Source organism: Pseudoxanthomonas kalamensis DSM 18571 (genome assembly GCF_010211745.1).
In the GTDB taxonomy this organism is placed as follows: domain Bacteria; phylum Pseudomonadota; class Gammaproteobacteria; order Xanthomonadales; family Xanthomonadaceae; genus Pseudoxanthomonas_A; species Pseudoxanthomonas_A kalamensis.
In genome coordinates this window covers 69945-93049 of sequence record NZ_PDWQ01000006.1, presented here as the reverse complement: position 1 = coordinate 93049, position 23105 = coordinate 69945, and the positions used below count along the sequence as shown (strand labels likewise).

The window sequence follows — 23105 nt, the reverse complement described above, 5'->3', positions numbered from 1 at the left end:
TCAGATGTCGTCGGCGCGAAATGCGTCCTTCAGCCAGGCGATGCGCGGGGCTTGCGGATCGCCATCGGCCTCGACCACGTCGAAGCGGCACGGCAGATCGGCATACGTGCCGGATTCGGCGAGGAAGGCCTGCGCCGCATGCACCAGCTTGCGGCGCTTGCGCAGGTCGACCGAGGCCGCGCCGCCGCCGAAAGCGTTCGATTTCCGGTAGCGGACTTCGACGAATACCAGCACTTCGCCATCGCGGTCGCGGTCCAGCATCACCAGGTCGATTTCGCCGCCGCGGTACTGCGCGTTGGCGCGTAATTCGCGCAGGCCCGCGCGTTGCAGGGCGTCGCGGGCGGCGCGTTCGGCGGCCTGGCCGCGGCGCTGCGGTTCAGCCACCATCGGCGATGGGCGTGGCCACACCGCCGCGGAAGGTCGACCAGGCCGGCGTGCGCAGGACGTTGCCGAAGCCGTCCAGGTACAGGGTGCCGGTTGCACCTTCGAGTTGCGCATTGCCGCGGGTGACCAGCTTTTCCAGATAGGCGGTCAGTTTCCAGGCGTCGTAGCCGAAGGCGAGCAGGCGCGCGGCCGGGCCGCGTGCGGTCGGCAGGGTGATCGCGGCGACGCTGGCCGCGGGCAGGCCGGGGCTGCCGCGCGAGGTCCAGGCTTCGGTCGGGAACACGATGCCGTCCAGCGCGCTGTCGACCTCCGGTTTGCCGGTGCCGGACAGCAGTTGCGAGGTGCCGACGCGACTGCTGCCGCCCAAGCCGGCCAATGCCAGCTGTGGCGTCAGCGCACGGGCGATGTCGCCCTTGACCGCCAGGAACACCGCGTCGGCGCCGCTGGCCTGCGCCAGACTGGCCGACAGGTCGCCGGGCGGGTCGCCGACGTTCAGCGTGGCGACCACGTTGCCGCCGCGTTCGATGAAGCGTTCGCGGAAACTGCGCGCCGCACGCGCGCCGCTGTCGTCGTTGCCGGCGATGATCAGCACGTTGCCGCGCTCGCGTGCCAGCAGGTATTCGGCGGCGATCACGCCATCGTCCTCCGGCGCCAGCGAGAAGCCGGCGTTGCCGGCCGGCGGCGCGACATCGCCGCGATTCAGCGCCAGCACCGGGATCGCCAGATCGCCCTGGCGGAACAGCGCGCTGACCTCGTCGCGGCCGAGCGGGCCGAGCACGAAGTCCGCACCGTCGGCACTGGCCTGGGTATACGCGGCCAGCGTGCCGGTCGCGGTGCCGGCGGTATCGTAGAAGTCGATCTGCGGGCGGCGGCGGTTTTCGCCGTAATAGCCGGCCAGCAGGCCGTCGCGGACCGGCGCGGCGGCCACCGCCAACTGCCCGGATAGCGGCAGCAGCACGGCCAGTTTCACCGGCGGCCGGTAGCCGTCGGCATCGGCCGGCGGCCGGCCATTGAGGTCGAAACGCCAGCGCGCGGCGCTGTCGAATGGACGCGGCAGCGGCAGACCGCGGCGCAGCAGCGCTTGCCCGGCGAAGTCGTACAGCGGATCGCCGACCGGCAGTGCGGCGGCGTTGCGCGCCAGTGCGGCATCGTCCATCCGCGCCAGCAGCGCATAGATCTGCCGCGCGTTGTCGGCGCGTGCATCACCCTGCAGCGACGCATGGTTGCCGGCCAGTGCGCCGGCTTCGACGAACACCGCATGCATGGCGCTGGCCGGGGTTTCGCGAACGTTCTGGCTGCCGGTGCAGGCCGCCAGCAGCAGCGCCAGCAGAACCATCAGTGCAGTAGCGCCTTTCCGGATCGTTCGCCTGTCCATTTGCTTGTCCAATCGCATGTCCATCGGCACTCGCTCGAATCCGTCGGCAACCGGCCGGCGTTCGGGGAGTAGGATTCTAACCCCTTGCCCGGATCGTGACCGCCGATGTCGAACGCCGCTTCTCCCGGTTGCCTGTACGTGGTCGCCACCCCGATCGGCAACCTGGCCGACCTCTCGCCGCGCGCGCAGGAGACCTTGCGCACGGTCGATGCGGTCTGCGCCGAGGACACCCGGCACAGTCGCCAGCTGCTGGCGCATTTCGGCATCGAACGGCCGCTGCTGGCCCTGCACGAACACAATGAGGACGAACTGGCGGGCCGACTGGTGGCGCGGATGCAGGCCGGCGAATCGCTGGCCGTGGTCAGCGATGCCGGCACGCCGCTGGTCAGCGATCCGGGCTACCGGCTGGTGCGGGCGGCGCGCCAGGCCGGGCTGAAGGTCAGTCCGGTGCCCGGACCCAGCGCGCTGATTGCCGCGCTCAGCGTGGCGGGGTTGCCCAGCGACCGCTTCGCCTTCGAGGGCTTCCTGCCGGCGAAGGCATCTGCGCGGCGTGAGCGGCTGGCCGCGCTGGCGGGCGATACGCGCACGCTGATCTTCTACGAATCCGCGCACCGGATCGACGAAATGCTGGCCGATGCGGTTGCGGCTTTCGGCGGCGAACGTCCGGCGGTGCTGGCGCGCGAACTGACCAAGCTGTTCGAAACCGTGCTGGACGGCAGTCTGGCCGAGCTGCAGGCGCGGGTCGGCGCGGACGCCAACCAGCGCAAGGGCGAGTTCGTGGTGATGGTGCAGGGCGCGGCCGACGAAGGCGAGGCGAAGATCGTCGAAGGTCGCCGCGTGTATGCCCTGCTCGGCGCGCACCTGCCGCCATCCACCGCGGCCAAGCTGGCCGCCGAGATCAGCGGCGCACCGCGCAAGGCGCTGTACGGGCAGTCGGGCTGAAACGCACCGTACGCGGTGCGGCTTATTCCGCCTGCGCGGTGAATTCCTCGTAGGCGCGCACCGCTTCGGCGGCGTACATCAGGGTCGGGCCGCCACCCATGTAGGTGCACACGGCCAGCGTTTCCATCAGCTGTTCGCGGGTCACGCCCAGACGGATCAGCGCCTTGACGTGGAAACCGATGCAGGCGTCGCAGCGCGAGGACACGCCGATCGCCAGCGCGATCAGTTCCTTGTGCAGGGCGCTGACGCTGCCTTCCTGCAATGCGCCCTGGGCGAGGGCGCTGAAGCCTTTCATCGCGTCCGGGGCCTCCTTGCGCAGGGTGGCCAGCGCCTTGGAGACATCGCCGGTGATCCGGGTGAAAGATTTGCCTGCCATGAGCGGATTTCCATTAAATTAGAAAAGACTAATATAAATAAACCAAGCGCAGCGGGCAAGTACCGCGTTGGCAGCGTGCGACAATGCGCCCTGGCGGAGTCGGCCAGACAGTCGCGTCACCCCTTGCGGGTGCCGAGGAAAGTCCGGGCTCCACAGGGTACGGTGCCAGGTAACGCCTGGGCGGCGCGAGCCGACGGAAAGTGCAACAGAAAGATACCGCCGATGGCCCGCAAGGGATCAGGCAAGGGTGAAATGGTGCGGTAAGAGCGCACCGCGAGCCTGGCAACAGGCCGGTACGGCAAACCCCACCGGGAGCAAGGCCAAATAGGGACCTCATGACGTGGCCCGCGTCGGGTCCGGGTAGGCTGCTCGAGCGTAGCGGTGACGCTGCGCCTAGAGGAATGACTGTCCACGACAGAACCCGGCTTATCGGCCGGCTCCGCCGCTTTCCTCTGCGCCGCAGGGCGTTTCACTGTCCTGGCTTGACGGAATCGGCAGTGCGGTTTCGCCTTCGAACACGCCATCGGGGCCGAAGCGGCGTTCGCGGATCCAGCCGGTGCCGTCGTGGCCGATGGCGATGAGTGTGCAGGCGCGGGTGCCGTATTCGCGGCCATGGATGAACACCGGCGACAGCCGGCGCTCCAGTTCCGGCCCCACGCCGGTGTCCGGCAGTTCGGCGTCGGTTGCCGGGGTGTCGTCGGCCAGCGCCTGCCACAAGGCATCCGGGTCGTCGGCGGGGCCTTGTAGCCAGTCTTGCAGTGCCGTGCACAGCCGCCGGGTCTTCGGCCAGGGGGTGTCGAAGCCGCCATTGGACATGCCGTGGATACCGGCCGGCACGGCGCGGGTCTCGATGGCCGGGTGATTGCCCAGGTAGTGGCAATGGTCGGCATCGGCCATCAGCAGGTTGAACGGGGCGTACTGGTCGGCCTGCGGCAGTAGTCGCGCGGCGGTTTCGGCCGGTGTCGCGGTATCGGCGAGGAAGGCCAGCGGCAGGCGGCCACGGGTGGGTCTGGCCGAAGGCGGCGCCAGCGGGTCGCGCACGTTGGTGACCACCGCGCAGCGGCCGCGAGCATCCACGCCGGTCCAGGTACCGCCGGATTGCAGGTCGCGACCGGCCAGCAGGCCCGGGATCTCGGTCCAGGCCGCCAGCGGCGCGGCCGGTCGCGGGTGGAATTCATCGCGGTTGCCGGCCAGCAGCAGGCGCCAGCGGGGGTGGGTGTTCCAGGCCAGGGCGACGACGCACATCGGCACATTCTGGACCGGCGGGCGCATCGGCGGCAGTCCGTGATTGACGGTCTTCACGGCGCCTGATCGGAGCTGAATCAGGGGTCATTCTCAAAAATTGAGACGAATCAGTTGCTTGTGGATAAAGCTTGAACAACTTTATAAAGTTTGCTGCAAGTCATTGACTGTGAAGGTGAAATCTCGTCCCGAAACATGTTGACAACCCGATGACCGGCTCATAAGGTGGCACTTCGTGGGAAAACATGGTTTTTAGTGGTTTTCCGGATATAGTGAAGCCCGCTTCAGACGGGCATCAAAGGGCAGGCTGTCTGTGTTCCAGGGCGAAACCGCCATCACGATCGACGACAAGGGCCGGCTGGCGATTCCGACCAGCTACCGGGACCTGGTCGCGCGCGAGTGCGGAAACCGTCTGGTGCTGACCTACAACCCGTTCGAGTCCGGCAGCCTCTACCTGTACCCGCAGGCGGTCTGGGAGCGCGTGCGCGACCAGGTCAACGCCCTGTCGCGGACCAAGAGCACCAACCGCGCGCTGCAGCTGAAGCTGGTGGGCGCGGCGACCTTCCTCGAACCCGATGGCAGCGGCCGCATCGGCTTGCCGGCCAGCCACCGCAATGCGGTCGGCATCGAGAAGAAGGCGGTGCTGCTGGGCATGGGCGAGAAATTCGAATTGTGGGGCGAGCAGGCGCATCACGCACAGATCAGGCAGACGCTGGGCGATGCCGATATGGGCGACGACCTGGTCGATTTGCAGTTGTGACGGCGGAGCGCGCGGAGACCTGCTCCGCGCACCTTCCGGTGATGTTTTCGCAGGTCATGGAAGGGCTGCGCGTGAGGGAGGACGGGACGTATCTGGATGGCACGTTCGGGCGCGGGGGGCACGCACGCGGCGTGCTGGAGCGTCTGGGCGCGAAGGGGCGGCTGCTGTTGATGGACAAGGATCCGGAAGCGATCGCGGTGGCGCAGGCCGAATTCGCCGGCGATGCGCGCGTCTCCGTGCGCCGCGGCAGCTTCGCCGGCCTGGCCGACTGGGACGCGACCGCCGACGGGCTGGACGGAGTGCTGTTCGATCTCGGCGTGTCCTCGCCGCAGCTGGACGTGGCCGAACGCGGCTTCAGTTTCGGCAAGGACGGTCCGCTGGACATGCGCATGGACCCCGAATCCGGCGAGAGCGCGGCGCAATGGCTGGCGCACGCCAGCGAGCAGGACATCGCCGAGGTGCTGTGGAAGTACGGTGACGAGCGCATGAGCCGGCGCATCGCCCGCGCCATCGTCGCCCGCCGCGGCCAGCAGCCGATCGTTCGCACCGCCGAACTGGCCGAACTGATCGCCGCGGTCGTGCCGCGCGCCAAGCCCGGACGCGGACACAAGGAAACCCATCCGGCCACGCGCTCGTTCCAGGCCATCCGCATCCACGTCAACCGCGAACTGGAGGACGCCGGCGCCGGACTGGAAGCCGCGCACGCGCGCTTGCGCCCCGGCGGCCGACTGGCGGTGATCAGCTTCCATTCGCTGGAAGACCGGCTGACCAAGCAGTTCATCGCCCGGCACGCCAAGGCGCCGGCCGGCAATCGCCGGCTGCCCGAGGCGCGCCCGTTCGTGCCCAGCCTACGCGCGGTGGGCGATGCACAGAAGGCCGGTGCCGACGAACTGGCGAGCAATCCGCGCGCGCGCAGCGCCGTGCTGCGGGTAGCCGAGAAACTGCAGGTGGCGGCGTGATGCGCGTGCTGCTGACCATGCTGATCGTGCTGAACGTGGCCACCGCCATCGGCATCGTCTACGCGCGGCACAAGCATCGCGTGCTGTTCGTCGAGCTGACCCGGCTGGAGAAGGATCGCGACGAGCTGAACATCGAGTTCGGCCGGTTGCAGCTGGAGCAGGCCACGGTGGCCGAAAGCACCCGCATCGACGCGATGGCGCGCGGCAAGCTGGACATGAAGTTTCCGGAGGCGACCGACGTGGTCGTGATCCGCCCATGAAGCTGCCGCAGATCAAGTGGCCATGGCGACGCGACGGCGAACGCAAGCCGGCCGCGCCGATGCGCAACCGCAACCGTGCGCGCTTCGACCTGCGCAACCGCCTGCTACTGGTCGGTGGTGCGCTTGCGTTGTGTTCGGTCAGCCTGGTCGGCCGCGCCGCCTACGTGCAACTGGTCGACAACGAGTTCTACCAGAAGGAAGGCGATGCCCGCTTCGTGCGCGAGATCGCCATCCCGACCTCGCGCGGCATGATCACCGATCGCAACGGCGAGCCGGTGGCGGTGTCTTCGCCGGTCGAATCGGTCTGGTGCGACCCGCAGGAGCTGATGGAGAAGGCGCCGGACCGGTTGCCGGAGCTGGCGCGCGCGCTGGGCGAGCCGGCCGACGCGCTGACCCGTCGCGTCGGCCAGCGCGCCGACAAGGAGTTCATGTACCTCAAGCGGCGGATGAACCCGGACGCGGCCCGTCGCATCGTCGACCTCGGCATTCCCGGCGTGTACTCGCGGCGGGAATTCCGTCGTTTCTACCCGCAGGGCGAGGCGATGGCCCACGTGCTGGGCTTCACCAACATCGACGACCGCGGGCAGGAGGGGCTGGAGCTGGCTTTCGACGACTGGCTGCGCGGCAAGCCGGGCACGATGCGGGTGATCCGCGACCGCAAGGGCCGCATCGTCGAGAACCTCGACCTGGTGCAGGCGGCCGAACCGGGCCGCGACCTGACCCTGAGCATCGACCGCCGCATCCAGTACCTGACCTATCGCGAACTCAAGCGCCGGCTGTGGGAAACCGGCTCCAGCAGCGGTTCGGCGGTGGTGCTGGACGTGGCCACCGGCGAAGTGCTGGCGATGGCCAACCTGCCGACCTTCAATCCGAACGCCTCGGCGCTGGGCAAGCCGGAGACGCACCGCAACCGCGCGATCACCGACGTGGTCGAACCGGGATCGACGATGAAGCCGATCACCGTGGCCGCGGCACTGAAGGCCGGTGTGGTCACGCCGAATACGCTGGTCGACGTGTCACCCGGCTACATGGCGCTGGATCGGCGCTGGACCGTGCACGACACCCACAACTACGGGGTGCAGACCGTCACCGGCCTGATCACCAAGAGTTCCAACATCGGCGCGGTCAAGCTGTCGGCCAAGTTGCCGGACCAGCAGTACTACGATTTCGTCCGCAGCTTCGGTTACGGGCAGAAGCCCGGCAGCGGTTTTCCGGGCGAAAGCACCGGCAGCGTGCCGCCGCCGCCGCGCTGGAGCGGCACCACCAAGGCGACGATGTCCTACGGCTATGGCCTCAACGCCACGCCGCTGCAGATCGCCCGCGCCTACGCGGCGCTGGCCAACGGCGGCAAGCTGATCGCGCCGAGCTTCGTCAAGGGCCAGCACAACGAAGCGCAGCAGGTGCTGGATCCGGCGATCGCCGGCGAAGTGATGAAGATGATGCAGACGGTGACCGAGCCGGGCGGTACCGCCACCCAGGCCGCGATCCTGGGCTATCACGTCGCCGGCAAGACCGGCACCGCGCGCAAGTCGGCCAACGGCGGCTATTCCAATCGCTACATCTCGCTGTTCGCCGGGGTGGTGCCGGTCGAGCATCCGCGCTTCGCGATGGCGGTGGTGGTCAGCGAACCCGATCCGTCCAAGGGACATGGCTATTACGGCGGTCTGGTCGCCGCGCCGGTGTTCCACAACGTCATGGACGGCGCGCTGCGGTTGATGGACGTGCCGCCGGACGACATCGAAACCTGGCTGGCGGTGCAGGCGAGGACCGAGGCGAAGGCCGGAGGCGCGCGATGAGGCGCTCGATGGTGCTGGCCGACCTGCTGCCGGACGTGGACGTGGCGCGCGGTACCGTGATTCGCGGGCTGGTGCAGGACAGCCGCATGCTGCAGGCGGGCGACGCCTTCGTCGCCATCGCCGGTTTCGGCACCCATGGGTTGGCCTTCGCCGAGCAGGCGCGCGAACAAGGCGCTGCGGCAATCCTGTTCGAACCGCCGGCGCCGGCCGAATATCCGGCCCCGGCCGACGCCATCGCCGTGCCCGGTCTGCGTGCGCGGATGGGAGAGATGGGCGACCGTTTCCACGCGCGGCCTTCGCGCGAGATGCGGGTGGTCGGGGTCACCGGCACCAACGGCAAGACCTCGACCGTGCAGCTGCTGGCCCAGGCCTGGCGCCTGCGCGGCCAGCGCGCCGGCAGCATTGGCACGCTCGGCGTGGGACTGGATGGCGATGTGCAACCGACCGGGTTCACCACGCCGCTGGTGCTGCAGGTGCATGCGCTGCTGGCGCAGCTGCGCGACGCCGGTGCCAAAGCCGTGGCGATGGAAGTCAGTTCACACGCGCTCGACCAGGGGCGGGTGGACGGCGTGCGCTTCGAGGTGGCGGTGTTCACCAACCTGACCCGTGACCATCTGGATTACCACGGCGACATGGCCGGGTATGGCGCGGCCAAGGCCAGGCTGTTCGCGACCCCGGAGCTGCAGGCCGGGGTGGTTAACCTGGACGACGATTTCGGCCGCGAACTACTGGCCGGGTTGCCGGCGGGTGTGCGCGCCATCGGGGTCAGTTCGCGTGGCCAGACTGAGGCGACGCTGCGCGCCGAAGGCTTGCGGCTGGAACCGGCCGGGATCGGTTTCGAGCTGACGATCGGCGACGAGGCCTGGCCGGTGCAGTCGCCGCTGCTCGGGCGCTTCAACGTCGACAACCTGCTCGCGGTCGCCGGTGCGATGCACGCGCTGAGCGAGCCGGCGGCCGACATCGCGCGCACGTTGTCGCGCCTGCAACCGGTGCGCGGTCGCATGAACCGCCTCGGCGGCGAGGCGGGGCAGCCGCTGGTGGTGATCGACTACGCGCACACCCCGGATGCGCTGGAGCAGGCGCTGTCCAGCCTGCGCGAGCATGCGCACGGGCGCATCGTCTGCGTGTTCGGTTGCGGCGGCGAACGCGATGTCGGCAAGCGTCCACAGATGGCGGCGATCGCCGAACGGCTGGCCGATGCGGTGATCGTCACCGACGACAATCCGCGCCGCGAGGACGGCGACGCGATCGTCGCCGACATCCTGGCCGGCTTCGCCGCACCGGATGCGGTGACCGTGCAGCGCGACCGCGCGCAGGCGATTGCGCGCGCGGTCGGCGAGGCCGGTGCTGACGACATCGTGCTGATCGCCGGCAAGGGCCACGAGCCTTACCAGGACATCGGTGGGGTGCGCCACGATTTCGATGACACCGCGCAGGCGCGCAAGGCGTTGGAGCAAAGGCAGGCGGTGGAGGTGCGCGCATGAGACGCCTGCCCCTGTCCCTGCTCGCCCATTGGGCCGACGGCGAACTGCATGGCGAGGACGTGGCGGTCGATGCCCTGAACAACGATACCCGCAGTCTGGTCCCGGGCAGTGTCTATGTCGCGCTGCGCGGTGAACGTTTCGACGGTCACGATTTCACCTACGACGCGGCGATGCGCGGCGCGGCGGCGTTGCTGGTCGAACACGCGGTGGAAGTCGAGGTGCCGCAAGTGGTGGTTGCCGACAGCCAGCTGGCGCTGGCGAAGATCGCCGCGGCATTGCAGCGCGACCGTACCGGCAAGGTGGTGGCGATCACCGGCAGCAACGGCAAGACCAGCGTCAAGACGCTGGCGCAGGCGGTGTTCGAGCGCGCTGGCGCCACCAGCATCAATCCCGGCAACCGCAATAACGAGATCGGCCTGCCGCTGGCGGTGATCAACGCGCCGGAAGATGCCGAGTTCTATCTCTACGAAATGGGTGCCGGCAAACCCGGCGACATCGCCTACCTGACTGACATCGCCCGCCCGGACGTAGCCCTGGTCAACAACATCGCGCCGGCGCACCTGGAGCGGATGGACACCCTGCTGGGCGTGGCCGAGACCAAGGGCGCGATCTATGACGCGCTGCCTGCGGACGGGGTGGCGGTGGTCAATGCCGACGATGCTTTCGGCGAGTATTTCGCCGCGCGTGCGCAGCCACGCCGGGTACTGCGCTTCGGTCTGGACGTCAGCGCCGACCTCACCGCCGCCGACATCGACCTGCAGACCAATGGTTCGCGTTTCATGCTGCGCACGCTGCAGGGTGATGCCGCGGTCGCGCTGGCCCTGCCGGGACGCCACAACGTGCTCAACGCGCTGGCGGCGGCGGCACTGGCGACGGCCTGCGACATCCCGCTGCCGGTGATCGTCGCCGGCTTGGCCGCCGCGCAGCCGGTGCCGGGGCGGCAGGTTGCGCACCGGCTGCCACACGCGGTGCTGATCGACGACAGCTACAACGCCAACCCGGGTTCGTTGGCCGCGGCAATCGACACGCTGGCGGTCGGCGACGGCCCGGCCTGGTTGGTGTTGGGCGACATGCGCGAACTGGGCGCGGAAGGGGAGCGCCTGCATGCCGAAGCCGGACGCCGCGCGAAGGCCGCCGGCATCGCCCGCCTGTATGCGCTGGGCCCGTTGAGCGAAGCGGCCGCCTCGGCGTTCGGCGCCGGCGGACAGGTGTTCGACAGCCATGCGCAGCTGGCCGAGGCGCTGGCCGCCGACATCGCCGCGGCCAACGGCGCCGATGCGCTGCGGGTGCTGGTGAAGGGGTCGCGCGGCAGCGCGATGGATCGCGTGGTCGCGGCATTGCTGGCCGCCGACAACGACAACGACGGCACACGGGGGACCGCGAATGCTGCTTGAGCTTGCCCGCTGGCTGCAGCAACTGGAGGACCTGTTCCGGCTGTTCGGCTACCTGTCGTTCCGCGGCATCCTGGCCGCGCTGACCTCGCTGTTCCTGTCGCTGTGGCTGGGGCCGGCGGTGATCCGTCGTCTGGGCCAGTTGAAGGGCGGTCAGCCGATTCGTCAGGACGGTCCGCAGTCGCACTTCTCCAAGGCCGGCACACCGACCATGGGCGGCGCGCTGATCCTGGTCACCGTGCTGCTGTCGGTGTTGCTGTGGGGCGACCTGCGCAACCGCTACGTGTGGCTGGTGCTGGCGGTGATGCTGGCGTTCGGCGCGATCGGCTGGTACGACGACTGGATCAAGATCGTCCGCCGCGATCCGAACGGACTGAAGTCGCGCTGGAAGTACCTGCTGCAGTCGATCTTCGGCCTGGCCGCCGGCGTGTTCCTGTACTACACCGCCGACGTGCCGGCGGCGACCACGTTCTACATTCCGCTGTTCAAGGCGGTGGCGCTGCCGATGGTGGGGATCAGCTTCGTCGCCATCGCCTATTTCTGGATCGTCGGCTTCTCCAACGCGGTCAATCTGACCGACGGCCTCGACGGGCTGGCGATCATGCCGACCGTGCTGGTCGCCTGCGCACTGGGCGTGTTCGCCTATGCGACCGGCCACGTGAAATTCTCCGAATACCTGCAGATCGCCTACATTCCCGGCGCCGGCGAGCTGATCATCATCTGCGCCGCCATCGCCGGCGCGGGTCTGGGTTTCCTGTGGTTCAACACCTATCCGGCGATGGTGTTCATGGGCGACATCGGCGCACTGGCGCTGGGTGCGGTGCTGGGCACGATGGCGGTGATCGTCCGCCAGGAACTGATCCTGGTGCTGATGGGCGGCGTGTTCGTGATCGAAACACTGTCGGTGATGATCCAGGTCGCCTCGTTCAAGCTGACCGGCAAGCGCGTGTTCCGGATGGCGCCGATCCACCACCACTTCGAGCTGAAAGGCTGGCCGGAGCCGCGGGTGATCGTGCGCTTCTGGATCATCTCGGTGATCCTGGTCCTGATCGGCCTGGCCACGCTGAAGGTGCGCTGATGAACGACCATCTGCGCCAGGCTACCCGACTCGAGGCGATCAGCGGCCGCTACGACCCGTGGCTGCTCGGCGCCGCGCTGGCGCTGGCCGCGCTCGGCGTGGTGATGGTGGCCTCCAGCTCGATCGCGCTGGAGAGCGACCCATTCCACTACCTGAAGCGGCACGTGGTGTTCCTCGGCATGGGCATCGTCATGGCCTGGACGGCGATGCGGATCGAGCTGAAGCAGGTGGAGAAGTACAACCAGTTGCTGCTGCTGGCCTGCTTCGTGCTGCTGGCGCTGGTGTTCGTGCCGGGGCTGGGCGTGGTGGTCAACGGCGCGCGGCGCTGGATCAACCTTGGCGTGTCGCGCTTCCAGGTGGTCGAGGCGGTCAAGGTGCTGTACATCGTCTGGCTCGCCAGCTATCTGGTGCGTTTTCGCGACGAGGTCAACGCGACCTGGCCGGCGATGCTGAAGCCGGTGTACGCGGTCGGGGTGCTGGTGCTGCTGCTGCTGTTGCAGCCGGATTTCGGCTCGTCGAGCCTGCTGCTGGCCGTCACCGTCGGCATGCTGGTGCTGGGCGGGGCGCAGATCAAGCGCATGATCCTGCCGATTTTGCTGCTGCTGCCGGGCATGATCGCGCTGGTGATCATCGAGCCGTACCGGGTGCGCCGTTTCACCTCCTTCCTCAATCCGTGGGCGGATCAGCAGGGCTCGGGCTACCAGCTGAGCAACGCGCTGATGGCGATCGGTCGCGGCGAATGGTTCGGTGTCGGCCTCGGCAGTTCGGTGCAGAAGCTGAACTACCTGCCGGAAGTGCATACCGATTTCATCTTCTCGGTGATCGCCGAGGAGCTGGGTTTCGTCGGCGTGTGCCTGGTGATCGGGCTGTACGCGCTGCTGGTCGGTCGCGCGTTGTGGCTGGGCTATCGCTGCGTGGAGATGCGCCGCCACTTCGCCGGCTACATCGCCTTCGGCGTGGCGCTGTGGATCGGCATGCAGACCTTCGTCTCGATCGGAGTCAACCTTGGCATCCTGCCGACCAAGGGCCTGACTCTGCCGCTGATTTCCTCCGGCGGCTCCAGCGTGATGATGACCTGCGCGGCGATCGGCTTGCTGCTGCGCGTGTCCTACGAGCTGACCCGCGCCGAGAAGCAGGTCGCGCTGTACCGCGGCGACGTGCCTGCCAATCGCGATGACGCGCCGGAGCTGGCGCAGCCGTCACCCGCTCCGCGCAGTACCAGCCGGCTGAAGCCGCGGATCGAGCCGACCTTCGAGAGGATCCTGTGAACGAAGTGGCCAGCCACGACAACGTCGTCCGCATCGGCGCCCGCGAGGATGCGCCGGTGATGATCCTTGCCGGCGGCACCGGCGGGCATATCTTCCCGGCGCTGGCGGTGGCGCGCGCGTTGCGTGCGCGCGGTGTGCCGGTGACCTGGCTCGGGGCCGAGGCGGCAATGGAAACCCGGCTGGTGCCGCAGCAGGGCATCGAACTGGACACCATCGCCATCAGCGGTCTGCGCGGCAAGGGCAAGCTGGCCCTGCTCGGCGCGCCATGGCGCGTGCTGCGCGCGGTGGTTGCCGCGGGCAAGGTGCTGCGCCGGCGCGATCCGCGCGCGGTGGTCAGCTTCGGCGGTTTCGCCGCCGGTCCCGGCGGCATGGCCGCGGCCCTGCAGCGTCGTCCGTTGCTGGTGCACGAGCAGAACCGCGCACCCGGATTCACCAACCGGGTGCTGGTCCGCTTCGCGCGGCGAGTGATGAGCGGTTTTCCCGGCGCTTTCCCCGGCAAGGAGGAAGCGGTCGGCAATCCGGTGCGCGGGGAAATCGCCGCCGTCGCCGCGCCGTCCGCACGCCTGACCAATCGCGACGGCGCACTGCGCCTGCTGGTGCTGGGTGGCAGTCAGGGCGCGCGCGCGCTGAACCTTGCGCTGCCGAAGGTGCTGTCGTCGTTCGGCGATCACGTCATCGAAGTGCGCCACCAGTGCGGCGAGAAACTGCGCGACGAAGCCGTTCGCGCCTATGCCGAGGCCGGCGTGCCGGCCGGCGTGGAAGCCTTCATCGCCGACATGGCCGCGGCCTACGCCTGGGCCGACCTGGTGGTGTGCCGCGCCGGCGCCTCGACCCTGGCGGAGTTGTGCGCGGCCGGTGTCGGCAGTGTGCTGGTGCCGTTGCCGACCGCGGTCGACGACCACCAGACCCGCAACGCCGAATACCTGGCCGAACACGGCGCCGCGATCCTGCTGAAGCAGGACGAGCGCTTCGAAACGAACCTGCAGGCCGCGCTTGCCGAGCTGCTGTCCGATCCGGCGCGGCGCCTGGCCATGGCCGACGCCGCGCGCCGGCTGGCCCGCACCGATGCCGCCGAGCGCATCGCTGACATCATCTTGGAGGAAGCGGCATGATTTCCGCCGCGCGCGAGCGCCGTCTGCAACATACCGGTGACCTGGCCGAAGCGTTCCGTCGCGTGCATTTCGTCGGCATCGGCGGTTCCGGCATGAGCGGCATTGCCGAAGTGCTGTGCACGCTCGGCTACGAAGTGTCCGGCTCGGACATGGCCGACAACGCGGCCACCCGCCGCTTGACCGCACTCGGCGCGCGGGTGATGCGCGGCCACAACGCCGCCAACGTGCTCGGTACCGACTGCGTGGTGGTGTCCAGCGCGATCAAGTCCGACAACCCGGAACTGATGGAAGCGCGCAGCCAGCGCATCCCGATCGTGCCGCGCGCGGCGATGCTGGCCGAATTGATGCGCTTCCGCCGCGGCATCGCGGTAGCCGGCACCCACGGCAAGACCACCACCACCAGCCTGATCGCCGCGGTGCTCAGCGAAGGCGGATTGGACCCGACCTTCGTGATCGGCGGCCAGCTGCTGGCCGCCGGCGCCAACGCCAAGCTTGGTGGCGGCCAGTGGCTGGTGGCCGAGGCCGACGAGAGCGACGGCAGCTTCCTGCGTCTGAATCCGCTGATGGCGGTGATCACCAACATCGATGCCGATCATTTAGAGAACTACGGCAACGATTTCGCCCGGGTGCAGGCGGCGTTCGCCGAATTCCTGCAACGGCTGCCGTTCTACGGGCTGGCGGTGCTGTGCGTGGACGATGCCGAAGTGGCGGCGCTGGCAACGGATACGCCGCGCCACGTGATGAGCTACGGCTTCGCCGCCCATGCCGATGTGCGCGCCGAGGACGTCAGTCAGGATGGCGCGCGCATGCGCTTCACCCTGCGCCTGCCGGAAGACACCAGCCTCGAGGTCGGCCTGGCCCTGCCCGGCCGGCACAACGTGCAGAACGCGCTGGCCGCCGCCGCGATCGGCTGGCAGCTGGGGGTGGCGCCGGAGGCCATCGCGCGCGCGCTGAGCGGTTTCGCCGGCGTCGGCCGTCGCTTCAACGATCTCGGCGAGGTGATGACGCCGACCGGTGCGCGGGTGCGCCTGGTCGACGACTACGGTCATCATCCGCGCGAGCTGGCCGCGGTGTTCGACGCGGCCCGTGGCGGCTGGCCGGAGCGGCGGCTGGTGGTGGCGTTCCAGCCGCACCGCTACAGCCGTACCCGCGACCAGTTCGACGCCTTCGCCGCGGTGCTGTCCGATGTCGATGCGCTGGTACTCAGCGAAGTCTATCCGGCCGGCGAGGCGCCGATCGCCGGCGCCGACGCGCGTTCGCTGGCGCGGGCGATCCGTGCGCGCGGGCGCAACGAACCGGTGGTGGTCGGGCAGGTGGGCGATCTGGTCGGCGTGCTGCCCGACGTGCTGCGCGACGGCGACTTGCTGCTGCTGATGGGCGCCGGCGACATCGGCCACGTCGCCCAGCAACTGGCGGCCAACGGTTTCGGGGGGCGCGAATGAGCCAGCCGTCGCTGCCGCCGCTGCGCATCGCCGACCCGGCCCGCTTCGGCCGCGTCGCCGTGCTGATGGGTGGCGAATCGAGCGAGCGCGAAGTGTCGCTGGATTCCGGCCGCAACGTGCTGGCGGCACTGCGCGCACGCGGCGTCGACGCGCAGGCGGTGGACGGCGTGCCGAACCTGGTACGCGAACTGCAGGAAAAGCATTTCGAACGCGTCTTCAACATCCTGCACGGCGGCGCCGGCGAGAATGGCGTGGTGCAGGGCATGCTGGAGGCGCTGGGCGTGCCGTACACCGGGCCGGACGTGCTCGGTTCGGCGCTGACGATGGACAAGATCCGCACCAAGCAGGTGTGGGTTGCGGCCGGGTTGCCGACCGCGGCCTTCGTGCGCATCCCGCCCGGCGGCGACCTGGCCATGGCGGTGCGCGAACTGGGCCTGCCGGTGTTCGTCAAACCGTCGGCCGAAGGGTCCAGCGTCGGCGTGTTCCGCATCGCCACGGCCGCGGACCTGGCGCCGGCGGTGGAATTCGCCGCCGACTATCGTGGCGAACTGCTGGCCGAACAGATGCTGAGTGGCGGCGAATTCACTGTCGGCGTGCTCGGCGAGGTGGCGTTGCCGTCGATCCGCATCGTGCCGGCCGGCGACTGGTATGACTACCACGCCAAATACGTGGCCGAAGACACCCAGTATCTGTGCCCGGGCCTTGAAGGCGAAGAGGAACAGGCGATCCGCGAACTGGCGTTGCAGGGTTTTCGCGCCGCCGGCTGTGGCGGCTGGGGCCGGGTCGACATCATGCGTCATGCCGACGGCCGGCTGATGCTGATGGAGGTCAACACCGCGCCCGGCATGACCAGCCATTCGCTGGTGCCGAAGGCGGCGCGCGAGCTGGGCGTCGATTTCGAAGAGTTGTGCTGGCGCATCCTCGAGCAGACCGTGGCGGAGGTGGCGACGCGATGAACGCGATCCTGCGCATCGCCGCCTGGCTGCTGGCCCTGGCCTTGGTCGTGCTGCCGGTGGTGGCCGTGTTCAACGGCTGGATCGGCTCCGATCGCTGGCCGCTGACCCGTTTGCGCGTGCATGGCGAGTTGCAGCGCGTCGATGCGGCGCAGTTGCGCCAGGTGGTGCAGCCGTATGCGCAGCGCGGTTTCTTCGCCGTGCGCCTGCGCGATGCCCAGGATGCCGTGCAGGCCTTGCCGTGGGTCGAGCACGCGGAGGTGCGAAAGCGCTGGCCCGACGTGATGGAAATCCGGATCGTCGAGCACCGACCGTTCGCGCGCTGGGGCGAAGACCGGCTGCTGTCCGAGCAGGGGCGGCTGTTCCCGGTGCCCGAGGGGCTGGCGGTGGATGCGTTGCCGCAGCTGGACGGCCCCGACAACCAGACCCGTGAAGTGGTCGCGCTGTACAACGAGGCGCGGCAAATGTTCGGTGCGCTGGGCCTGGGCGTCGACACCCTGGGCATGGACCGCCGCGGCAGCTGGTCGCTGCAGTTGAGCAACGGCACCCGGGTGGTGGTCGGCCGTGCCGACGCGCGTCCGCGGCTCGGTCGTTTCGCGCGGATGCTGCCGCAGCTGCTGTCGCGCCACGCGGCGCCGTTGCTGCGCGCCGACCTGCGCTACACCAACGGGTTCGCGCTGCAGTGGGGCAAGGCCTCCGCGACCGCGGCCGTTTCCTTTTCTTCTATTGCTGGCATTACGACATGAATCGCAAGGGCGACAAATCGCTGATCGTCGGCCTCGACATCGGCACTTCCAAGATCACCGCGCTGGTCGGCGAGTATTCGCCGGGCAACCCGATCGAGGTGATCGGCATCGGCACCCACGAATCGCGCGGGCTCAAGCGCGGGGTGGTGGTCGACATCGAATCGACCGTGCAGTCGATCCAGCGCGCGGTCGAGGAGGCCGAGCTGATGGCCGGTTGCGAGATCCGCTCGGTCTACGCCTCGATTTCAGGCAACCACGTGCAGTGCAAGAACTCGCCCGGGATCGTGCCGATCCGCGACGGCGAAGTCACCTGGGGCGACCTGGACCGGGTGCTGGACGCCGCCAAGGCGGTGGCGATTCCGGCCGACCAGCGCATCCTGCACGCGATCCCGCGCGAATACGTGCTGGACGACTCGCAGGAAGGCATCCGCAACCCGGTCGGCATGACCGGTGTGCGCCTGGAGGTGCACGCGCACCTGGTGACCTGCGCGCAGTCGGCGGCGCAGAACGTCAGCAAGTGCGTGCAGCGTTGCGGCCTGCAGATCGACGACCTGATCCTGTCCTCGCTGGCCTCCAGCGTCGCGGTGCTGACCAGCGACGAGCGCGAGCTGGGCGTGGTGTTGGTCGATATGGGTGCGGGCACCACCGACCTGGCGGTGTTCGTGCAGGGCGCAATCTGCCACACCGCCTCGTTGCCGATCGCCGGCGATCACGTCACCAACGACATCGCGCACATGCTGCGCACGCCCACGCCGGAAGCCGAGCAGATCAAGGTGCGCTACGCCTGCGCGCTGGCGCAGCTGGCCACCGCCGAGGAAAGCATCCAGGTGCCCAGCGTCGGCGACCGCCCACCGCGGCGGCTGCCGCGGCAGTCGCTGGCGCAGGCGGTGCAGGGCCGCTACGAGGAAATCTTCGAAATGGTGCAGGCCGAACTGCGCCGCTCCGGCTTCGAGGAACTGGTCCGTGCCGGCATGGTGCTGACCGGCGGCGCTTCGAAGATGGAAGGCGTGGTCGAACTGGCTGAGGAGATGCTGCAGATGCCGGTGCGGATCGGCATTCCGCAACACGTCAGCGGTCTGGGCGAAGTGGTCGGCAACCCGGTGCATGCCACCGGCGTCGGCCTGCTGCTGATGGGCAGCCAGATCGAACATCCACGACGCCCGTCCCTGCCCACCGGCAAGGCGGGCAGCGTGTTCAAGAAGCTCAAGAACTGGTTCAGCGGAGAGTTCTGAAGGGACGGGAAGTGAGCGTAGAGGAGCGAGAAGTGAGGCAAGACATGTTCTCACTCCTCGCAGAAAGAGGCGAAGACGAAGGCAGTGCAACCCCGCATCACCGATTCACGCAACAACACATAACTAAACTAGAGGACACGGACATGGCACATTTCGAATTGGTCGAGAAGATGGCACCGAACGCGGTGATCAAGGTGGTCGGCGTCGGCGGCGGCGGCGGCAACGCGGTCGCGCACATGGTCAACAGCAGCGTCGACGGTGTGGAATTCATCACCGCCAATACCGACGCGCAGGCGATCAAGAACTGCGGCGCCAAGCTGCAGCTGCAGCTTGGCAGCAACGTCACCAAGGGACTGGGCGCCGGCGCCAATCCGGAAGTCGGCCGCCAGGCCGCGCTGGAAGACCGCGAGCGCATCATCGAGGCGCTGGACGGCGCCGACATGGTCTTCATCACCGCCGGCATGGGCGGCGGCACCGGCACCGGCGCCGCACCGGTAGTGGCGCAGGTGGCCAAGGAGATGGGCATCCTGACCGTGGCCGTGGTGACCAAGCCGTTCCCGTTCGAAGGCCGCCGCCGCATGCAGGTGGCGCTGAAGGGCATCGAGGAACTGAGCCACCACTGCGACTCGCTGATCACCATTCCCAACGAGAAGCTGATCACCGTGCTGGGCCGCAACGCGACCATGATCCAGGCCTTCCGCGCCGCCAACGACGTGCTGCTGGGCGCGGTGCAGGGCATCGCCGACCTGATCGTGCGTCCGGGCCTGATCAACGTCGACTTCGCCGACGTGCGCACCGTCATGTCCGAAATGGGTCTGGCGATGATGGGTACCGGCCATGCCAAGGGCGACGACCGGGCCCAGGCCGCCGCCGAATCGGCGATCCAGAACCCGCTGCTGGACGATGTCAACCTGTCCGGCGCCAACGGCATCCTGGTCAACATCACTGCCGGCCCGGACTTCACCATGGCCGAGTTCGACGAGGTCGGCCGCACGGTCGAGGGCTTCGCCTCCGAGGACGCCACCGTGGTGGTCGGCACCGTGCTTGATCCGGAAATGAAGGACGAGGTGCGAGTGACCGTGGTCGCCACCGGCCTGAACCGCGCCGTCGCCCGCCAGCCGGTCCGCGATCGTGGCGATCTGTCCGGCGGCTTCCGCGAGCCGATGCGTGCGCCGATCAAGCTGGTTCGTGACGCCACCACCGGCCTGCCGATCGACGACGTGGCCCCGGCCGATCCGATCGCCAATGCGGTCGGCGGCCTCGGCCTGCGCCGTGGTGGCGTCGAGACGGCGGCGGCCTCCGCCGCGGCTCCCGCCCCGGACGCGGGCCACGCCGAACTGCCGGGTGATTACCTGGACATTCCGGCGTTCCTGCGTCGCCAGGCCGACTGAGCGCGGCTCCGTTCCGGAGTCCGGGACGGGCGGGCGTCAGCGTGGGTCGGGCGGATCGCCGCCTGGCCCGCGGCGCTTCCGCCGCGGACCCGAGGAGTGTTGTACAGATTTCCATGTCCCTTGCTGCCGGGCCGTCGCTGGCCCGGCAGGTTTTTCCACCAAGCTGAACAGGCTCCTGCCAAATCCTTGTTGCAAAGGTGAGACAGAGCGATCCTTCCGTTAAGATTCAGCTAATTACGTGCTATTCTCGCCGCCCGCTCATTCCATGACCGCCTTCGTTCCCACCATGTCCAGGCAGCGCACACTCAAGAATGTGATCCGCGCCACCGGCGTGGGCCTGCACAGCGGCGAGAAGGTGTACATGACCCTGCGGCCGGCCGCGGCCGATACCGGCGTGGTGTTCCGCCGCATCGATCTGGACCCGGTGGCGGAAATTCCCGCCCAGGCCCAGCTGGTCACCGAAACCACCCTGTGTACCGGCCTGACCGGCGACGGTGCCAAGGTGCTGACCGTCGAACACCTGATGTCGGCGCTGGCCGGGCTCGGCATCGACAATGTCTACGTGGAACTGTCCTCGGCCGAGTTGCCGATCATGGACGGTTCCGCCGGTCCGTTCGTGTTCCTGCTGCAGTCGGCCGGCATCGAGGAGCAGGCGGCGCCGAAGCGCTTCATCCGCATCGTCGAACCGGTCGAGGTGCGCGACGGCGACAAGATCGCCCGTTTCGAGCCCTACGACGGCTTCCGGGTCGGCTTCACCGTGCAGTTCGACCATCCGATGATTCCAGCCTCGCAATCGCGTGCCGAGGTCGATTTCTCCTCCGACGCCTATGTCAAGGAAGTCTCCCGCGCACGCACCTTCGGCTTCATGCGCGACCTGGAGTACATGCGCGAGCGCAACCTGGGACTGGGCGGGTCGATGGACAACGCCATCGTGCTGGACGAGTTCCGCGTGCTCAACGAGGACGGCCTGCGCTATGCCGACGAATTCGTCCGCCACAAGATCCTGGATGCCATCGGCGACCTGTATCTGGCCGGCCGCCCCATCCTTGGCGCCTACGAGGGCTACAAGTCCGGGCATGCACTGAACAACAAGCTGGTGCGCGCGCTGCTGACCCAGACCTCGGCCTGGGAAGAGGTCAGCTTCGGGCTCGACGACGATACCGCCGCCGCCGCGCCTTCCATTGCCTATGGTCTGCCGTCGACGGCCAGCTGAGACGCCGTGCCGCCACAGGCCGGGTATCCGGCGGCCGTTCAAACTGTGAGGTCGGGCGGTTCTCCCGGCACTATATAACGAAAATTTAACTTCTGACTAACGACTGCGGGTCGATTGGCCGGTACCATGCGCGGAATGCGTGCACCCGCCCCGGTCAGCGTTTCGGGCGCCGTGCCGCAGAGGAAGAGTCACCGGGTTTCGCCGGCGTGCCGGCGTTGCCCGGAGCGTCCAGGGAGTCCAGCGCGGCCTGCAATGCGGCGCGCGCGGAGGCTGAAATGGAGATTCCTGCCGTCGGTTCGCCGGCGGCGGGCGCAGGATGCAGAGGTTGCAAGGTGGTCTTGACCATCACTTCGGTGACGGTCATTCCGATGGATTGGGCCTGATCGACCAGTCGGGGGGCGGCCAGCCGCAGTTTGGCCTTCCACACCGGCGAGTCGACGAGATATACCAGCCGGTTTCCGGTCACGTTGGCCAGCCTGCAATGGCCGGCCAGGACAGGGGGCAGGAGGGGGCGGAGCAGCTGTTCCAGCGCGTCCAGCCGAATGGCGCGGCGCACCGGGTCGGTTTCGGCGTCCGACATCGCGGCCTGCAGGGCCGGGAGCGGAGTCGATGCGCGGCGCGGCTTGGACATAGGACTAGACATCGGAACCCATGAAATTCCACGACATCGTAAACAATTCCCGCGCCCGACTGGCCCATGATCTGGCGCGCCGTTCGCTGCAGGCGCAGCACCGCTTCCATTCCCGCCCCTGGCTGTTCGCCGGCATCGTGCTCGCGGCCGGTCTGCTGGTCGGCGTGGGTGCGCGCAGCGCATTCGGCCTGGTTCAGGTGTCGATGCTGCAGGCCAAGGTCGACCGTCAGCAGTCCGAGCTGGAGCAGGTCCGCCGCGGCGCCCAGCAGGAGGTCAATGCCCTGGCCGCGCGGCTGGGCGAATTGCAGGCGCAGGCCAACCGGCTGAACGCGCTGGGCGAGCGCCTGACCCGGATGGGCCAGCTGCAGGACGGCGAATTCGACTTCGAAGAGCCGGTCGGCATCGGTGGCGCCGAGGCCAGCCACGACATGGCGCCGGGCGAACTGGCGGGCGGCCTGGACCAGTTGGGGCACACCTTCGAGGACTCCGGCAAGCAGCTCTCGGTGCTGGAAGCGCTGCTGTTCAACCGCGAGCTGGACCGCAACGCCACCCCGTCGCGGGCGCCGGTCAACAGCTATATCACCTCGGGCTTCGGCGGCCGCGCCGATCCGTTCGGCGGCGGTGGCCAGTTCCACAAGGGCATCGACTTCAAGGCCTCGGTCGGCGACCCGGTGCGGGCGGTGGCCGATGGCGTGGTCAGCTTCTCCGGAGTCAAGAGCGGCTACGGCAACGTGGTCGACATCGATCACGGCAACGGCTACGTGACCCGCTACGCGCACAATTCGCGGCTGTCGGTGAAGGAAGGGCAACTGGTCCGGGTTGGCCAGGAAATCGCCAAGGCCGGCTCTACCGGTCGTTCCACCGGCGCCCACGTCCATTTCGAGGTCTGGGAAAACGGCAACGTGGTCAACCCGCGCAAGTTCCTCGGCAGCGGCCCGACTCCGGTGCAGGCCGCCAAGCACGGCTGAGCCGCGGCGAGGGCGCCGATGCGGGGTTGATTCCCCGGTGGCCGCCCCCAGCTACAATAGGCACTTGTCCAGACGGGGCGCATTGCGCCCTGTCCTGTTTTC

General features: G+C 68.5%; 19 protein-coding genes, 1 other RNA gene and 3 pseudogenes. 18 read left to right on the top strand and 5 right to left on the bottom strand.

Annotated elements, in window-relative coordinates:
• Window positions 1-387 (bottom strand): YraN family protein, encoded by a 387-nt coding sequence (locus CSC70_RS12365; protein WP_162456945.1) that lies wholly within the window; start codon window positions 385-387, stop codon window positions 1-3.
• Window positions 377-1657 (bottom strand): annotated as a pseudogene (locus tag CSC70_RS12360) (penicillin-binding protein activator); the annotation flags it as partial. The gene CSC70_RS12365 and the pseudogene CSC70_RS12360, both read right to left, overlap by 11 nt.
• A gap of 207 nt (window positions 1658-1864) precedes the next feature.
• Between CSC70_RS12360 and rsmI the strand changes: the two are divergent.
• Window positions 1865-2701 (top strand): 16S rRNA (cytidine(1402)-2'-O)-methyltransferase, encoded by an 837-nt coding sequence (gene rsmI / locus CSC70_RS12355; protein WP_162456943.1) that lies wholly within the window; start codon window positions 1865-1867, stop codon window positions 2699-2701.
• Between the two features lie 22 nt (window positions 2702-2723).
• Here the strand turns inward: rsmI and CSC70_RS12350 are convergent, their stop codons facing one another.
• A complete protein-coding gene (locus CSC70_RS12350; protein ID WP_162456942.1) occupies window positions 2724-3077 on the bottom strand; it encodes a carboxymuconolactone decarboxylase family protein in 354 nt (117 codons plus the stop codon).
• Between the two features lie 95 nt (window positions 3078-3172).
• Between CSC70_RS12350 and rnpB the strand changes: the two genes are divergently transcribed.
• Window positions 3173-3522, top strand: an RNA gene (gene rnpB / locus CSC70_RS12345) — RNase P RNA component class A.
• Window positions 3523-3566: 44 nt separating this feature from the next.
• Here rnpB and CSC70_RS12340 read toward each other — a convergent pair.
• Window positions 3567-4322, bottom strand: a pseudogene (locus CSC70_RS12340) (NRDE family protein); the annotation flags it as partial.
• Window positions 4323-4632: 310 nt separating this feature from the next.
• Here CSC70_RS12340 and CSC70_RS12335 point away from each other — a divergent pair.
• From CSC70_RS12335 to lpxC, 15 genes and pseudogenes are all read left to right on the top strand, one after another.
• The gene (locus CSC70_RS12335; RefSeq protein ID WP_162456941.1) at window positions 4633-5079 is read left to right on the top strand and encodes a division/cell wall cluster transcriptional repressor MraZ; all 447 of its coding nucleotides are present in this window, start codon (window positions 4633-4635) and stop codon (window positions 5077-5079) included.
• Window positions 5076-6038, top strand: coding sequence for a 16S rRNA (cytosine(1402)-N(4))-methyltransferase RsmH (gene rsmH / locus CSC70_RS12330; RefSeq protein WP_281349622.1), 963 nt, complete (start codon window positions 5076-5078; stop codon window positions 6036-6038). Before CSC70_RS12335 ends, rsmH begins: the two co-directional genes overlap by 4 nt.
• Window positions 6035-6298: a cell division protein FtsL gene (gene ftsL, locus CSC70_RS12325; protein ID WP_162456939.1), complete on the top strand. Its 264-nt coding sequence runs from the start codon at window positions 6035-6037 to the stop codon at window positions 6296-6298. Before rsmH ends, ftsL begins: the two co-directional genes overlap by 4 nt.
• Window positions 6299-6357: 59 nt before the next feature.
• Window positions 6358-8061: pseudogene (locus CSC70_RS12320) on the top strand (peptidoglycan D,D-transpeptidase FtsI family protein); the annotation flags it as partial.
• 29 nt (window positions 8062-8090) lie between these two features.
• On the top strand, window positions 8091-9578 hold the full coding sequence (locus CSC70_RS12315; RefSeq protein WP_162456938.1) for a UDP-N-acetylmuramoyl-L-alanyl-D-glutamate--2,6-diaminopimelate ligase: 1488 nt from the start codon (window positions 8091-8093) through the stop codon (window positions 9576-9578).
• Complete coding sequence (locus tag CSC70_RS12310) at window positions 9575-10972, top strand: UDP-N-acetylmuramoyl-tripeptide--D-alanyl-D-alanine ligase (protein WP_162456937.1); 1398 nt, start codon at window positions 9575-9577, stop codon at window positions 10970-10972. The genes CSC70_RS12315 and CSC70_RS12310 overlap by 4 nt, the downstream gene beginning before the upstream one ends.
• Entirely contained in the window at window positions 10962-12047 is a 1086-nt protein-coding gene (mraY, locus tag CSC70_RS12305; protein ID WP_162456936.1) for a phospho-N-acetylmuramoyl-pentapeptide-transferase, read from the top strand. The genes CSC70_RS12310 and mraY overlap by 11 nt, the downstream gene beginning before the upstream one ends.
• On the top strand, window positions 12047-13315 hold the full coding sequence (ftsW, locus tag CSC70_RS12300) for a putative lipid II flippase FtsW (RefSeq protein WP_162456935.1): 1269 nt from the start codon (window positions 12047-12049) through the stop codon (window positions 13313-13315). Before mraY ends, ftsW begins: the two co-directional genes overlap by 1 nt.
• Window positions 13316-13374: 59 nt before the next feature.
• Entirely contained in the window at window positions 13375-14427 is a 1053-nt protein-coding gene (murG, locus tag CSC70_RS12295; RefSeq protein ID WP_162457063.1) for an undecaprenyldiphospho-muramoylpentapeptide beta-N-acetylglucosaminyltransferase, read from the top strand.
• Entirely contained in the window at window positions 14424-15869 is a 1446-nt protein-coding gene (gene murC, locus CSC70_RS12290; RefSeq protein ID WP_162456934.1) for a UDP-N-acetylmuramate--L-alanine ligase, read from the top strand. Before murG ends, murC begins: the two co-directional genes overlap by 4 nt.
• Window positions 15866-16825 (top strand): D-alanine--D-alanine ligase, encoded by a 960-nt coding sequence (locus CSC70_RS12285; RefSeq protein ID WP_162456933.1) that lies wholly within the window; start codon window positions 15866-15868, stop codon window positions 16823-16825. Before murC ends, CSC70_RS12285 begins: the two co-directional genes overlap by 4 nt.
• Window positions 16822-17568: a cell division protein FtsQ/DivIB gene (locus tag CSC70_RS12280; RefSeq protein ID WP_162456932.1), complete on the top strand. Its 747-nt coding sequence runs from the start codon at window positions 16822-16824 to the stop codon at window positions 17566-17568. The genes CSC70_RS12285 and CSC70_RS12280 overlap by 4 nt, the downstream gene beginning before the upstream one ends.
• Window positions 17565-18800, top strand: a complete 1236-nt coding sequence (gene ftsA, locus CSC70_RS12275) for a cell division protein FtsA (RefSeq protein ID WP_162456931.1) — start codon at window positions 17565-17567, stop codon at window positions 18798-18800. The genes CSC70_RS12280 and ftsA overlap by 4 nt, the downstream gene beginning before the upstream one ends.
• A gap of 143 nt (window positions 18801-18943) precedes the next feature.
• Window positions 18944-20191 carry a cell division protein FtsZ gene (ftsZ, locus tag CSC70_RS12270; protein WP_162456930.1) on the top strand — a complete coding sequence of 416 codons (1248 nt, stop codon included), beginning with the start codon at window positions 18944-18946 and terminating at the stop codon, window positions 20189-20191.
• 286 nt (window positions 20192-20477) lie between these two features.
• Window positions 20478-21404: a UDP-3-O-acyl-N-acetylglucosamine deacetylase gene (gene lpxC, locus CSC70_RS12265; protein ID WP_162456929.1), complete on the top strand. Its 927-nt coding sequence runs from the start codon at window positions 20478-20480 to the stop codon at window positions 21402-21404.
• A gap of 154 nt (window positions 21405-21558) precedes the next feature.
• Here lpxC and CSC70_RS12260 read toward each other — a convergent pair whose 3' ends face one another.
• Entirely contained in the window at window positions 21559-22047 is a 489-nt protein-coding gene (locus tag CSC70_RS12260; protein WP_162456928.1) for a DciA family protein, read from the bottom strand.
• Window positions 22048-22055: 8 nt separating this feature from the next.
• Between CSC70_RS12260 and CSC70_RS12255 the strand changes: the two genes are divergently transcribed.
• Window positions 22056-23003 (top strand): M23 family metallopeptidase, encoded by a 948-nt coding sequence (locus tag CSC70_RS12255; protein WP_162456927.1) that lies wholly within the window; start codon window positions 22056-22058, stop codon window positions 23001-23003.
• Window positions 23004-23105: the final 102 nt, after the last annotated feature.